The 15,123-nt window shown below is 39.0% G+C and carries 9 protein-coding genes and 1 riboswitch; of the genes, 3 read left to right on the top strand and 6 right to left on the bottom strand.

Translation table 11 applies throughout. From position 1 onward, the window contains the following. Positions 1 to 18: 18 nt before the first annotated feature. Positions 19 to 1,086 carry a FecR family protein gene (locus HDE70_RS21805; protein ID WP_183866043.1) on the bottom strand — a complete coding sequence of 356 codons (1,068 nt, stop codon included), beginning with the start codon at positions 1,084 to 1,086 and terminating at the stop codon, positions 19 to 21. 52 nt (positions 1,087 to 1,138) lie between these two features. Then, positions 1,139 to 1,771, bottom strand: a complete 633-nt coding sequence (locus HDE70_RS21800; RefSeq protein ID WP_183866042.1) for an RNA polymerase sigma-70 factor — start codon at positions 1,769 to 1,771, stop codon at positions 1,139 to 1,141. 202 nt (positions 1,772 to 1,973) lie between these two features. On the opposite strand from HDE70_RS21800, the gene HDE70_RS21795 reads away from it, so the two are divergent. The 3 genes from HDE70_RS21795 (at position 1,974) to HDE70_RS21785 (ending at position 9,049) form a co-directional block, all read left to right on the top strand. Next, positions 1,974 to 5,066, top strand: coding sequence for a SusC/RagA family TonB-linked outer membrane protein (locus HDE70_RS21795; RefSeq protein WP_183891822.1), 3,093 nt, complete (start codon positions 1,974 to 1,976; stop codon positions 5,064 to 5,066). Positions 5,067 to 5,090: 24 nt separating this feature from the next. Next, positions 5,091 to 6,701: a SusD/RagB family nutrient-binding outer membrane lipoprotein gene (locus tag HDE70_RS21790; RefSeq protein WP_183866040.1), complete on the top strand. Its 1,611-nt coding sequence runs from the start codon at positions 5,091 to 5,093 to the stop codon at positions 6,699 to 6,701. A gap of 92 nt (positions 6,702 to 6,793) precedes the next feature. After that, entirely contained in the window at positions 6,794 to 9,049 is a 2,256-nt protein-coding gene (locus tag HDE70_RS21785; RefSeq protein WP_221270561.1) for a GH92 family glycosyl hydrolase, read from the top strand. Between the two features lie 71 nt (positions 9,050 to 9,120). Here HDE70_RS21785 and HDE70_RS21780 read toward each other — a convergent pair whose 3' ends face one another. The 4 genes from HDE70_RS21780 to HDE70_RS21765 form a co-directional block, all read right to left on the bottom strand. Then, the gene (locus HDE70_RS21780) at positions 9,121 to 9,570 is read right to left on the bottom strand and encodes a barstar family protein (protein ID WP_183866038.1); all 450 of its coding nucleotides are present in this window, start codon (positions 9,568 to 9,570) and stop codon (positions 9,121 to 9,123) included. A 4-nt stretch (positions 9,571 to 9,574) separates the two neighbouring features. Then, positions 9,575 to 9,982 carry a ribonuclease domain-containing protein gene (locus HDE70_RS21775; RefSeq protein ID WP_183866037.1) on the bottom strand — a complete coding sequence of 136 codons (408 nt, stop codon included), beginning with the start codon at positions 9,980 to 9,982 and terminating at the stop codon, positions 9,575 to 9,577. Between the two features lie 106 nt (positions 9,983 to 10,088). Beyond that, a complete protein-coding gene (locus HDE70_RS21770) occupies positions 10,089 to 11,522 on the bottom strand; it encodes a SusD/RagB family nutrient-binding outer membrane lipoprotein (RefSeq protein WP_183891821.1) in 1,434 nt (477 codons plus the stop codon). A 5-nt stretch (positions 11,523 to 11,527) separates the two neighbouring features. Next, positions 11,528 to 14,695, bottom strand: coding sequence for a SusC/RagA family TonB-linked outer membrane protein (locus tag HDE70_RS21765; protein WP_183891820.1), 3,168 nt, complete (start codon positions 14,693 to 14,695; stop codon positions 11,528 to 11,530). A 131-nt stretch (positions 14,696 to 14,826) separates the two neighbouring features. Next, positions 14,827 to 14,937, bottom strand: a riboswitch (SAM riboswitch). Positions 14,938 to 15,123 lie beyond the last annotated feature (186 nt).

Genomic DNA, 15,123 nt, shown 5'->3' with positions numbered 1-15,123 from the left:
TATAACGCTTTAGCGATATTACTTCACAGGGTAAAGATAGATAGTTTTTCCTTCTATTTTATATTCGAACGGGGCAATGAACTGTAACGCTTTTAAGGCCTCGGCTAAATTTTCTTTCTCAAATTCTCCGGTAAACTTATAGTCTTTCAATTTATCGGATTTAAAAACAAAGTCTACCCCATACCATCTTGATAAACGCAGGCTCAGCAGGGAGAAAGTCTCATTTCTGAAAAGGAGTTTGTTGTTCATCCAGGAGGTCTCCAGAATCGCATCTTTATCGTCCTTGTAATAGGTCATCGGTGTGATACTGTAAATGTCTTCATTCAAGCTTCCGGCACCTGACTCAGCAGCATGTTTTAAAGTGAATTTCTCCGCAGGGCTTAACAGAATATGCTTTTCAGGTCTTTTGTTAAGTGTGATTTCTACTTTTCCTCTAAGCAATGTAGTCTCTGTTGCACTTTCATCAGGATAAGACCTCACATCAAAAGCGGTACCCAGTACTTTGATACTGATATTTTTTGTATGTACGATGAATGGATGCTGATGATCTTTGGCAACATCGAAAAATGCTTCCCCGGTTAAATAGACTTCTCTGGTCTGACCATTAAAAGATGCAGGATACTTAATTTCACTCGCGGCGTTCAAAGTAACCTTACTGCCATCGGCAAGTAGAACCGTAGAAGTTTGTCTGCCGGGGGTATATGATTTCTTCCAGGCCATGGTTGCAGGAAGATTAGCTGCATCTTTTGCCTTGAAAAACTGGTAAGCGAAAAAAGTACAAAGGCCAAAAATAAAAATAGCTGCAATACGGTACCACTGCTGAAATGAGCGTTTAACGGGTGCCGGTGTGAAAATCGGTTTAGGGTTTGACCCAACAACATTAATCCGTTCTTTGATCTGCTGAAATACAATATCTATATTCTCATAGGGCTGTTCTTTCCGTTGAAAATAGGCACTTAAAGATTCATATTCACGCCTGTAATCTTCGTTTGCTGCAAGCATTTCCATAAAACCCTGATCATCATCGGCGGAGATCTCACCCGATAATTTTTCGCTAAGTAATTCAGTGAATTTCTGATCAGTCATTGGACGTTATTTATGCTTTGTATATAGTAGTACCCTTTTTTGTTAAAATTGCTTACAAGAAATGAAAAATATGTAAAAAAAATATTAAAGCTGTTAAATTGACAGCATTATCGTCCGGCTTATATTTTGTATAAATATGGTGATAAGCCTTAAGACTTACTCTTAATTTATCTATTGCCCTGAATAATTGTGTTTGTACTGTTCTTGGTGAAATCTCCAGAATTTCCGCGACCTCTTTATATTTCATCCCGTTTTCTTTAATCAGCTTAAAGATGATCCTGGCCTGCTGCGGAAGCTTGTCAATTGCCTGGTCTAATTTATGATGCAATTCTTTATTTTCCAATTGTTTTTCAGGATCGGTATTGTCCATCAACCGGAATTCATTGGCAGGTTCAATTTCTACTAAATGGACATTGGCGTTTTTCTTAATATACTTCAGGGACTGGTTCCTGACTGCTGTAAAAAGATAAGTTTCAAGATTGAGAATAACTGTTTCTGCTTTCCTGTTTTCCCAGCATTTAACAAGGATATCAGAGATAATCTCTTCGGCTACTTCTTTTCTGCCTACATAATAGATGCAGAATTTGATCAGCTTGTTAAATAAAAGATAATATAAAACTTCAAAAGCTTTAACATCATCCTCCACGCAAACCTTTGTCCATAAAGGAGATAAATCAGGTTTCAAAGCCTTCAATAGTTTATTGATTAATAGAATAGTTATAAGAAGGGGCAAGTTAAATAATAAAAACAATTTTCTTGTAGGCAATTCCCGTTAAAAAGGGGTCTCTACCTTAACGCGTATTTTTTTTAGAAGAATACCGGGTTTGTCGTCACGGATTTTTGAAGACAAAAGAGCTAACCAAAATATTTAACTGTAATCAGCAAAAATGAAAAAAACATTACAATTGACTTGTTTACTACTTTACGCTTCGTCGCATGCTTTTGCAACGGTAAAGTCAGATCATCCTAAACTATTAACTCCTTTAATGAACATTCCAGGTTTCTCTGCTGCCGATGAGGTGAAGGGAACAGTGCGCGATGCCACAGGAACAACTTTACCGGGGGTATCAGTTCAGGTTAAAGGAACTAAGCTGGTTACGCAAACCAATGCGTCCGGACAATATGGTATAACTGCTAAAGCAGGTGATATCATCGTTTTCTCTTATATAGGCTATGATAAACAAGAAGTCACGGTTGGCACTCAGGCAACTGTTGATATCGTGTTGAAATCCAGTGCCCAGGAATTGAATACAGTAGTGGTAACAGCTTTAGGGGTTAAGAAATCGGAGAAATCACTTACTTATGCTACTCAGCAGATCTCTAATAAAGATTTGACAACGGTGAAAAGTGATAACTTAATGAATTCACTAAACGGAAAAATTGCTGGTGTGGCAATTTCGCCAAGTGCTTCTGGTGTGGGTGGTTCTGCAAAAGTAATTTTGCGTGGAAACAGATCAATCGCTGGAAACAATCAACCTTTATATGTGATTGATGGTGTACCAATGTCTAATGGTTCCAACAGCAACAGTCAGCCAACGAATACGATGGGTGGAAATACCAACGTAGATGGTGGTGACGGAATCTCCAATCTGAATCCTGACGATATTGAGAGCATGAGTGTACTGAAAGGTGCTTCTGCTTCTGCTTTATACGGAAGTGATGCAGCAAATGGTGTAATTGTGATTACGACTAAAAAAGGAAAAGCTGGAAAAGCAATTATCAATTACTCCAGCTCTTTACAAGTAGACAATGCTGCCTTCAAGCCAGAGTTTCAAAATAACTATGGACAGACTTCAGCAGGATCAACTGATAGTTATGGCCCGAAGATTTCTAATGGAGGTCAGGATAACCTGAAACAGTTTTTTCAGACGGGAACAAACTTCACGAATTCGATCAACTTATCAGGAGGAACTGAAAATGCGCAGACGTATGTATCTTATGCAAATACAGCTGCCAGAGGAATTGAGCCTGGAAATAAGTTAAGCAGACATAACTTTAATATGCGCGAAACAGCACGTTTCCTGGATAATAAACTGACTGTTGATGGAAATATCAATTATATCGCACAAAAAATTGATAACACTCCTGGACTGGGATTATATTTCAATCCGCTTACGGGTTTATACCTTTTCCCAAGAGGAAATGATATCACTCCTTATAAAAATCAATACGAACTTGGTGACCAGCAAGGTTACAACAGACAGAATTGGTTTGTGATGAAGAATGATGTTCAGCAAAATCCATGGTGGATCACTAACCGTAACTTAAACTTCAGTAACAGAAACCGTATATTATTAAACGGTAGTGTTAAATATGATGTGAACAACTGGTTAAGTTTACAAGTAAGAGGAAACTTAGACAGGACTGCTGATAGTTACGAACAGGATCTTTACTCAGGTACAACTGGCGTTCTTTCTAAAGAGAATGGACAAATGATTTTGAATAACCAGACTGTAGAACAAAAATATGGTGATTTCCTGGCTACTTTCACAGCGCCTAAAATGGGTGACTTCAAGCTGGACGGAATTTTGGGTACAAGTATTAAAGACATTCGTACAACCGGTGTTACTATCGGAGCTGGACAAGGTTTAAATACACCAAACTTGTTTATCACACAAAATACGGTGTTGAATTCAACAGTGAGTAATGCAAAAACTTTGCCTGCAAATGATAACCAATTACAATCTATCTTCGGTAATGCCAACCTTTCTTATAAGGATTGGGCATTTTTAACGGTAACAGGTAGAAATGACTGGTCTTCGAACCTTGCATTTACACCAAACGGATCTTATTTCTACCCATCTGTTGGTCTTACGTTTATTTTAAACCAGATGTTCCACCTGCCAGATGTAATTTCTTATGCTAAAGTAAGAGGTAGTTATGCAGAGGTTGGTAACAGTGTTCCACAATATGTGACTAACCCGGTTAATTACACTGATGACAGTGGTTCGATTGTAGTGAGTACAGTAGCACCTTTCCCAAAATTAAAACCTGAAAAGACTAAATCATGGGAATTTGGTACTGATATGAGATTTTTCGAGAATAAATTAAGCTTAAGCTTCAGTTATTACAAGTCAAATACTTACAACCAGTTTATCCAGATTGCACCTTCAGTAGCTACTGGTTATTCTATTGGTTATGTCAATGCGGGTAACGTACAGAATACAGGTTTTGAGTTTATGTTAGGTTATAATGCGATTAAAACCTCTGATTTTGAATGGAGTACATCTTTCAACGGTTCGAGAAATAAAAACGTAATTATAGATGTGGATTCTAAAGATGGAATCAATGAGTTTATCATGACCGGAAATTATAACAATGGTTATGAGTCTCACATTACTACTGGCGGATCTTACGGTGATATTTATGGAAAAACATTGAAACGTGATGCTCAGGGACGTATTTTGATTGGTTCGAACGGTACACCGATCACCAATGGCGATTTTAGTTATGTAGGTAACTCTAACCCTAAATTCCAATTGGGATGGAGCAACAACTTTAACTACAAAAATTTCAGTCTGAGTCTTCTTGTTGATGGAAAATTCGGTGGCCAGGTGATGTCGATCACTCAGGCAATGCTGGATGAATACGGTGTTTCAAAAGTAAGTGGCGAAGCGCGTGACCGTGGTTTTGTTTCGATCAATGGTGTTGATCCAAATGGAAAAGCAGTTACTCAGATCGATCCTCAGGTATGGTACAAAACTATTGGTGGAAGAAATGGGGTAACAGGTGAATATATGTACAGCGCTACAGTAGTACGTTTACGTGAGGCATCTTTAGGTTATACCTTCCCGATTAAAGACAAGTTTGTTAAAAACTTAAAATTGGCAGTAACAGGAAGAAACCTATTGTATTTCTACAAAAAGGCTCCATATGATCCTGAACTTACGCTTTCTACCGGAAACGGACTTTCAGGTGTTGATGTATTTAATCAGCCTGCTATCCGCAGTCTTGGTTTTAACCTTAATGTTACTTTCTAAGAACCTTTATTAAAATTTAAACAAATGAACACGAGTCATAAATTAATAAATAACAACAGCCTGACTAAAGTTGTCCGTTCTGGTGCGGTCATTTTATCCGGGTTACTATTGCTTACTGCGGTAGGCTGTAAAAAGAATTTTGAAAAAGATGCAACTGACGGGACAGGTATTCCTGACAGTGAAATCAAATTGCCTACTTTACTTCCGCCATTACAATCTTCTATCTTTAGAAACTACCAGATTGCACAGAATTTAAGTGCAGACGGTTTCTCTGGTTACATGATGTCTCCAACCCCTTTTATGGCGAATTACGACCTGAACTATTCTCCGTTCGATGGTTGGGATAAAGCAGGCTTTAATGACCAGTATACTTATGTAATGGCGCCTGTTAATAAAATGGCAAGATTAGGATTAAGAACTGCTAACCCCGATTTATGGGCTATTGCCTTAATTATCAAGGTAGAAGCAATGCACAGGGTTACTGATAAATTTGGCCCGATCCCATACAGTGCTGTTGGTAAAACATTAACCAATACGCCTTATGACAGTCAGCAGAGCGTATATAATCAGTTCTTCAATGAACTGGATACTGCGGTTAATAACCTGCAAACTTTTCAGGCTGCAAATCCAGGTGCAAAACCTTTTACAGCTTATGACAGGATTTATAACGGAGATTATTCGAAATGGATCAAGTTTGCCAACTCTTTGAGATTGCGTTTAGCGATGCATATTGTGAAAGCAGATCCTGCAACTGCGAAGTTACAGGCTGAGAAAGCAATGAGTGCTGCGGGTGGTTTATTAACAGATGCTGCTGACAATGCAGCTATTGCAGTTGCTCCGGGTTCAGTAAATGATCTTTTTCAATTGACAAATGATTATAGTGACAACCGTTTAGGTGCAACACTTGCTACTTATCTTGTGGGCTATAATGATCCAAGGTTGAAATCTTATGCAACCCCGGCAACGGATCCTGCTTTTGCTGGCCAGTATGTTGGAATCAGAATAGGTTCTAATATCCCTTCTAAAAGTGCTTATGTTACTTATGCAAGTTTGAACGTAGTTAAAACATTTACAAATACAGCTCCTCAGCAAATCATGACAGCTGCTGAGATCTGGTTCTTAAAAGCAGAAGCTGGATTAAGAGGCTGGGCTAATGCAGGAGATCCAAAAACAAACTATGAAAAAGGTATTACGGTATCTATGTCACAGTGGGGAGTTACGGATGCAACTGCCTATATCAATGATGCAACCAGTAAACAAGCTGATTATGTAGATCCAAAAAATAATGTGAATAACATTAAGGCAGTTTCTACGATGACCATTAAGTGGGATGATGCTGCTGCTAATGAAGTGAAATTAGAACGCATCATGACTCAGAAATGGCTGGCTGTTTTTCCTGAAGGACAAGAAGCATGGACAGAATTCCGTCGTACAGGTTATCCAAAGTTATTCCCTGTAGTTAACAATACAAGTAACGGGCTGATTGATACACAAATTCAGATCCGCCGTTTACCTTATCCTTCGAATGAGAAAACTTCCAATGGTGTGGAGCTTGCAAAAGCTGTACAATCAATCGGTGGGCAGGATAATGGTGGTGTGAGAGTATGGTGGGATTTAGCGAAAGGTAATTTCTAACACAATAAAATTACAAACACCGGCCTTTTTATCGTCTGTTACAGGCATAGAAAGGCCGGTGTTTTTTTATTTTTACAAATTATATGAGTAAAATGAGTAGAAAAAAAACAGGTCTGATCTTTATTTGCAGTTTCATTTTTAGTCTTAATCTGAGCGCGCAGAATAAATTAAGTCAGTACGTAAATCCGATCATTGGTTCGGATGCACACGGGCACGTATTTGTTGGTGCAAACGTCCCATTCGGAGCAGTTCAGTTAGGCCCCACAAACATTTTTGAAGGTTGGGACTGGTGCAGTGGTTATCACTATTCCAGCAATACAATTGTAGGGTTTACCCATACACATTTGAGTGGTACCGGAATTGGTGATCTGAATGATGTACTGATTATGCCGGCTACAGGTAAAGTGCAATTGGATAAAGGGACTAAAACTGACCAGAAGAACGGCTATGTTTCTACTTTCTCTCATGCCAATGAGGTGGCTAAACCAGGATATTATAGTGTTATTCTGGATAAATATAAAATCAAAGCAGAGCTTACTGCTTCAGAAAGAGTTGGTTTTCACCGTTACACATTTCCTGCAAAACAAGATAATCCACATGTAATGCTGGATTTAAGTGATGGAATAGGGTGGGATAAACCAGTTGAAACCTATATCAAACAGGTAAACAGCACAACTCTGGTCGGTTATCGTTTATCTACAGGATGGGCTAAAGACCAGCGTTTATACTTTGCTGTTAAATTATCACAGCCTTTAAGCAGCATGTCACTTTATGACAGCACGCAGGTCGCTAAAGGTATCGAAGGAAAAGGCAGAAAAATGAAAGCTGTGTTGAATTTCAAAGCTATTGAGAAAAATGTCCTGCAAATGAAAGTGGGTATTTCTCCGGTTAGTTATGAAAATGCATTGGCAAATATAGCTGCTGAGATTCCAGCATGGGATTTCGCGAAAGTAGTAGCATCGGCCGATGCCAAATGGAATAAAGAACTGGCAAAAATTCAGATCGAAGGAAGTAAAGAGACTAAAAAGGTTTTTTATACTGCTTTGTACCATACGATGATTGCGCCTACACTATTTAATGATGCGAATGGTGATTACCGTGGAACAGATAAGAAAGTTTATCACAAGCCCGGATTTGATAACTATACCACCTTTTCACTGTGGGATACCTACCGTGCTTTTCATCCTTTATATACTATTATTCATCCGGATAAAGTATCAGACATTATCAGTTCATTCCTGGCAATTTATAAACAACAGGGCAAATTGCCTGTATGGCACTTAATGGGTAATGAAACGAATACGATGATTGGATACCATGCCGTACCGATTATTGTGGATGCTTATCTGAAAGGTTACAGAAAGTATGATGTAGAGCTTGCTTATGAAGCGATCAAACATTCTGCAATGCAAAAAGAAGACGGGATCGAATACGCGCAAAAATTGAAATATATCCCTGCTGATAAAGTAAATGAAGCTGTTGCAAAAGGGCTGGAATATGCGATTGATGACTGGTGTATTGCCCGTATGGCAAAAGCAATGCATAAAGAAGAAGATTATGTTTATTTCAGCAAAAGAGCGAAGTTATATGCAGAATATTTTGATCCGCAGGTAGAATTTATGCGTGGTAAACTTGCAGATGGCAGCTGGCGCAAACCTTTTGACCCGGTAGCTTCTAAACACCGTGAAGATGATTATACTGAAGGAAATGCCTGGCAGTATACCTGGTTGGTTCCACAAGATCCGGAAGGTTTAATTCACTTATTTGGCGGCGAAGCTGGTTTTACAAGAAAACTTGATTCTTTATTCAGCATCAGTTCAGTAGTAGAAGCAGGTGGTTCTCCGGATATCAGTGGTTTAATCGGTCAGTATGCACAAGGAAATGAACCTAATCACCATACACCCTATATGTATGCTTATGCTGGCAAACCATGGAAAACTGCACAGGTAGTACGTCAGATTACAGATTCATTGTACACTGCTAAACCTGATGGTCTTTGTGGTAACGAAGATTTAGGACAGATGTCTTCCTGGTATGTATTCTCGGCTCTAGGATTTTATCCTGTAAATCCAGCTAACGGAGCTTATGTATTTGGTTCTCCACTAGTAGATCATGCAATCATTAATCTTCCGGGAGCAAAGAAATTTGAACTTAAAGTGATTGGCAACAGTCCGAAAAATAAGTATATCCAGAAGGCTGTTTTAAATGGCAAGCCTTATACTAAGAATTTTCTCTTGCATGCAGCTATTGTTGCAGGAGGGGAACTCACCTTGTACATGGGCGATCAGCCTTCTGCTACATGGGGAGTGAGTTTGGCAGACCGGCCAAAATCTGCCGGAGCTGAATAAGCTATATATCATTTAATAAAAAAGGCGACCCTTTAAAAAGGTCGCCTTTTTTATTAAATGATACTATCTGGTTATTTTACCTCGTTATAGCTGATGTTTAGTTTCTCCAGTTCAGCAGCTGCAATATTGCCCTTTTCTATATAAATATTAAAGACAGCTTTATTTCTGAAGTCTTCTTCTCCCGGATAGTTAGGTACATTGTCCCATTGTTCGGCTACATCATTCAGTAAACCCAGCAAATTAGTCTTTCTGGCCGGGTTCTTTTCCTCACATAAGAAAAAGGAATAATTACGGACTACAATCGCAAACTGGGTTTCTTTCAGCCAGCTTAAATCATTAAGCAATTCTTCCAGTGAATCCAGGCTGCTGCTATAATAATCCGGGAAGTCAAGCTGTCTGGCTAATTCGTGAATAAATTCATCCACGGTAACAATTTCACGTCCGTTTATATTGACGATACGTGTGTTGTCTTTAATCAAATCCTTTTCTTTTCCAGCTTCAAAGAGGCAATATCCGTTCATGTCTTTAAAATTTTGTAAATGTTTTATAATGATCCCCGGTATAATAACGGATACCATCTGCTCCAATTATAATTCGTTCTGTCCCCCGGTTCTGTCCTTTGACTTTAGGGTTAACATCATACTCCTTATAAGCTATACCCTGAGGTAATAACCCTTCCCGGTTCTTAAAAACTGTTCCGCCAACATAACCTTGTGGAGCTTTGTTGTTTTTAGCTATATAAGCAGCAACGGTATAAGCCTTTTGCGGAACGCCCGCTACCTTGACATTATCCTCTGTATCTGCATCAGTTGAGGATGAACTATCAACGGCTGTTTTTTCCTGTTGGGCTGTTGCCTGATCAGTTACCGCATGAGATCCTTTGCAGGAAAAAAGCAGGAGACAACAAGTAATTAAAGCAAGTAGAATTCTCATAATTTAAACGGTCTCCTTAAATATCAGTGATTTATGTGATAAATTTATAAGATTCTGAAGAATTAATAAAATGATAATCCCAATAAAACATTTATAGCTGTGATACTTAATTTACATCAAACCAAAGTTTTGTAGTTAAAGCATCTGTTCCCTGGTGTGCCACTGCCGCTTTATAACCATCAGGGTTTAAAGACTGCTCATTGCCCGGATAAATAAACCTGACCGGTATCTTACCATTCAAAGCACCAGCAACCGGAGGCGTAAGAATTGGATAATCCAGTCTTCTCCATTCTGCGAAAGCTTCCAGCCCCTGACCAAACAAGGCAATCCACTTCTGGTTTCCAATTGATTTTTTATAATTTGAAGCATCATACTGAACATCTGCTCTTGCTTTATAAGTCGCAATATCCGTTGCCGGAATACCATATTGTAATAAAGAAGCCTCTACTGCCTGACTATAAAGTGCAGCTGCATTCTCACTTGTAAAACCTCTGGCAGCAGCTTCTGCGCGGTCAAATAATATTTCTGCATAACTGATAATTACAGCAGGCGCAGTTGGTGCAATAAAATAAGCACCAGGTTTTGAAGTACTGGTTAATCCCAGTGCCGCAGCATCGCCTGTAAGCAAGCCATTAGGTACGCCAGTATAAAGTTGTGTCTTTACTGCTTTACTTGCATATACAGGCAGGCGAGGGTCATTTAAAGCAGTTAACTGATCTACTATTGTTTTACTCACCCGGTAATCATCACGGGTATCAAACAGATTGCTGATTGGATTTTGATTTGGAGAAGCTTTATAGTTCAATTGTGCATTTTCAGCATTCGAACTGATATAAGTTCCGCCTTCTGCTTGAATATCTGCAATTACCTGTTTCGCTAAAGCTGGTTCACGGTCCGCAATACGTAAAGCGATTCTTAAACGCAGAGAGTTCGCGAATTTTTTCCAGTTGGCAATTGAATTGGCATAAATAACATCACCTGAAATTGCTTTTCCAGCAGGGTCCAAACTCGCTTGCGCAGCTTTCAAATCACTTAATATGCCCAGGTATACGTCTCTTTGCGCATCATATTTTGGTGTCAGAAATTGAGTGATATCACCAGCCTGTGAATAAGGAACGTCGCCATAAGCATCTGTTTCCAATGCGAATATCCATGATCTCAACACGAGCGCAACACCTTTGTAGTTGGTATTCCCTTGCGCATCTGCCAGTTTAATCAGCTGGTTCAGGTTCACAATTCCCTGGCGGTAACCAGTTGTCCATAAATCCTGAAAAGCGGTATTGCTGAAAATATATCTGTCCGGATCTGTATATTGAATTTTTGCCCAGTGCTGTACAAACAGTAAACTTGAATTCATATTATTGGTTGTGCCCCAATAAGTATCGGATGTGTTTTTAATGGCAGCCGTTAACAGGAATTCAGGTTGTGCATTCTGTGAGTTATTCGGGTCTATGTTTGTGTCTGTCAGATCTTTCTTGCAGGAAGCAGCGGTGATCAGTAATAAACCAGACAGTAAAAGGGGTATATATTTTGTTTTCATGGAAATTAGAATTTGAAATTAAGATTGAAACCGATAGTACGTACAGTTGGCAATCCAAGATCTTCAAGACCTTGACCATTACCTGTGTTAAACGCAGACTCAGGATCTATATTAGGTACATTCTTATGCAGGATGAATAAGTTTCTGCCAACTGCTGAGATCGTTGCGCTTTGCAGACCAATAGATTTTATCCATTGATCAGGTAAAGTATAACCTAATTTGATTTCCCTCAGTTTGATATAAGTAGCACTGTAAACAGACGCCTCATCGATGTTGTTCAAAGATTTATAATATTGACTGGCCGATATGATCGTATTGTTCTGAGAGGCATCTGCTAAAGAACCTTTGAAAATCATACCATCATCATAGATGGTTGCACCTGCCGGCGCACCAGTACCAGGGGTAATCTGTACCGCTTTACCGGCAGCATTCTTATAATAAGTTAATCCGCCGTTTTCAGCGCCACGACCCGGAAGGGTAGAAGCCAGTACGCCTGTATAAGTTCCGGTCGCATTGGTTCCTGAGTAAATTTTACCACCAACATGTGCATCAACCAAAACGCTTAAATTAATTCTTTTGTAAGTGAAACTATTGGTAATCCCGCCTAACCAGTCTGGAGTATATTTTCCAAGGTTCTTTTTAGAAGGGCTTGCCTGTGGTGTTCCATCTGCGCCAACAATAATATCTCCGGCAGCATTCCTGTCATAAGCAGTCCCGAAAATTGTACCATAAGGTTGTCCCACGGCAGCCAGAATCTGCACTGACCCGTCAACTCCCAACTGATAACTTTGTACACCCTGATAAAGATCTTTTACTTTACTGCGGTTCTTTGAATAGTTCACAGTGATATCCCAGGTAAAGTCTTTTGTTTTGACAGGTGTTACCCCAAGTTGCGCTTCAAGTCCTTTGTTGTTAATCGTACCCCCATTCACCAGTTTCTTAAGGAAACCTGTAGTCGGGCTTACATCCAGACTTAAGATCTGGTTGATACTGTTAGTATTGTATACACTGAAATCAAGACGAACTCTGTTTTTGAACAAGCCAACTTCAAAACCTGCTTCCGTAGACTTGGTTGTCTCTGGTTTCAGATTCGGATTCAAATCTGTATCACTCAGGTTTTGTTGTGGATTACTATCAAATGGAGCGGTGAAAGAATAATTATTAATCAATTGATAAGGGGAAGCATCTTTACCAACCTGCGACCAGCCACCACGAAGTTTGGCAAAGTTCAGCACATCACTTTTGATATCAAATGCTTCGGTAAGGATTAAACTCGCATTAACCGAAGGATAAAAATAAGAACGGTTTTGAGAAGGCAGAGTCGATGACCAGTCATTTCTGGCTGTAAGGTTCAAATAAGCATAATTTCTGAAGCCCAGTTGAGCAGAACCGAATGTACTGTATACACGTTGTTTACTGTAAATGTTAGAAGAAATTAGTGGATCACGTGAATTACTAAGCGTGTAAAGGTTATTAACAGCTAATTTAGGAGCTTTCTGATCATTGCTCTCAAAAGTAGTCGTTCTTATATTCCCACCCAATAAGAGATCAAGATTAAAATCAGCATTTAATTTTTTGGTGAAATCCAGTCTTCCTTCCGTGTTGTTCTCGTTGAAAGTATAGGCGTCTTCTTCATACGAACCAAATGGAGTACCGTTCGTTCCATAAGCGATTCTGATCTTTCTGCGATCGTTGTAATAATCATTACCTGTTCTGAAATTTGCAGATAAACCATCTATTATTTTATAGTTCAACTCTGCACTTCCGATCAGTCTGTTACGAACCTGGCCCACTGTGTTTTCGTAAGCAACGAAATATGGATTACTGTAATAGCTATTGTTCCAGTTGATATCTTTTCCATTCGCGTCTTTGTAGGTTTTTAATTGGTCTACATCAACCTGACGGCCAAACCAGGTGAACTGCAACATCGTGCTGCTTGCTCTTTTTCCACCTGAACCAGGAAGGTTTGCACTCGTATTTACATAATTAGCTGAGGCATTAAAAGTCAGCTTTGGCGTTATTTTATAAGTGGTATTCAGTAAGAATGAGTTTTTTGATTGAGAAGAATTTGGAATAACACCTTTCTGATCCAGGTTATTATAAGAGAAACGTAAATCATATTTATCTCCTGATCCTGAGATCGCAATTCCATTGTTCAAGGTGTAACCTGTGTTAAAGAAGTCACGTACATTGTTTGGATGTGCGATAAAAGGAACAGCTACTCCGTTAGAATTAAATTGAGGGATTAAACGACCGTCTAATCTTGGGCCCCAGCTTTCATCTACTCCATCATTCAGGCCTCCGCCTTTACCATCTACATAGCTGAATTGACCGTTAGCCCCTTGTCCGAATGAATTCTGATAAGATGGAATGGTTAACAAAGTAGAGAAAGTCGCATTGGAGTTCACACTGATTCCTAAACCCGGAGAGTTTTTACCTTTTTTAGTGGTAATCAAGACCACACCTGCCGCAGCACGGGAGCCGTAAAGTGCAGCTGCGTTAGGGCCTTTTAGTACACTCATCGATTCAATATCCTCCGAATTGATGTCTGAAATCGTATTAGCAAAATCCCGTGAGCCGCCTGATCCTAAATTTTGTGAGTTATCTACTGGTACTCCATCGATCACAAACAGTGGTTGATTGTTTCCTGAAATAGAAGTTTCTCCACGGATAATAATCCTGGAAGAACCCATATCTCCCTGGCTATTGGTAATCTGTACACCAGCTACCTTACCAGAGATAGAATTCAGCAGGTTAGTTTCTTTCGCTTCGGAGATATCTTTTGATTTTAACTCCTGCACCGAATAACCTAATGATTTTTTCTCCTTAGGAATATTCAAAGCCGTCACTACGACTTCACTTAATTCATTAGAAGATTCATCCAGTTGTATAGCTATTGGATTTGCTGAAGTTACTTTGAGTTCTTGTGTGGCATAACCAATAGAGATGATTTTTAAGATATCATTTGGTTTGGCGATGATGGAGAACTTACCATTTCCATCAGTTTGTGTACCCGCATTTGTTCCTTTAACAGAAATGCTTACGCCAGGTATAGGTTGCCCGTTAGATTTCTCGGTGACCACGCCGGTAATTTTAGCGGTTTGTGCCGCAGCAGTCTGTACGATTATAAAGGATAGCAGGATCCCAAATAAGTATTTGTAAGTTTTATACATATTAATGGTCTAGTTATATAATTGGTGTGTTTAATTCAATTTATTAACATAGCATTCTTTGAACAGCTCTATTTATCAGGAATAATTAAGGGAACAGATGACAGTAACCATTTTTTTGAAGGTATATCTGTCACTTATCTTTTCCGCTTAAAGTGGATAGGAGTTAGCACCTTTTACATATTTGGGATGTATAGGTTGCTAAGACTTCATAGGGCCTTTCCCTCGGTCTTTCTTGATAAGTAGAAATCAATGAACAGCTAATTGTCGGGCAAATATATAAATAAACTACTAAATCTATAGTATATATTTTATTACTAGGATATTCTGAGATTTAACAGACAATTCGTCAATTGTTTTGCTCAGATTGACGGCATATAAAAGGCCATTCCTTGTTTAAAGAATGGCCTTTTATTAGAAATTGGAAAATT

Source organism: Pedobacter cryoconitis, assembly GCF_014200595.1.
In the GTDB taxonomy this organism is placed as follows: domain Bacteria; phylum Bacteroidota; class Bacteroidia; order Sphingobacteriales; family Sphingobacteriaceae; genus Pedobacter; species Pedobacter cryoconitis_C.
This window is presented reverse-complemented; position numbering and strand designations above follow the sequence as displayed.

Coding starts and splice junctions, on each gene's coding strand:
- HDE70_RS21780 (WP_183866038.1), bottom strand. CDS start 9,570: ATGAACGGATATTGCCTCTTTGAAGCTGGAAAAGAAAAGGATTTGATT.
- HDE70_RS21770 (WP_183891821.1), bottom strand. CDS start 11,522: ATGAAAACAAAATATATACCCCTTTTACTGTCTGGTTTATTACTGATC.
- HDE70_RS21795 (WP_183891822.1), top strand. CDS start 1,974: ATGAAAAAAACATTACAATTGACTTGTTTACTACTTTACGCTTCGTCG.
- HDE70_RS21785 (WP_221270561.1), top strand. CDS start 6,794: ATGAGTAGAAAAAAAACAGGTCTGATCTTTATTTGCAGTTTCATTTTT.
- HDE70_RS21765 (WP_183891820.1), bottom strand. CDS start 14,695: ATGTATAAAACTTACAAATACTTATTTGGGATCCTGCTATCCTTTATA.
- HDE70_RS21775 (WP_183866037.1), bottom strand. CDS start 9,982: ATGAGAATTCTACTTGCTTTAATTACTTGTTGTCTCCTGCTTTTTTCC.
- HDE70_RS21805 (WP_183866043.1), bottom strand. CDS start 1,086: ATGACTGATCAGAAATTCACTGAATTACTTAGCGAAAAATTATCGGGT.
- HDE70_RS21790 (WP_183866040.1), top strand. CDS start 5,091: ATGAACACGAGTCATAAATTAATAAATAACAACAGCCTGACTAAAGTT.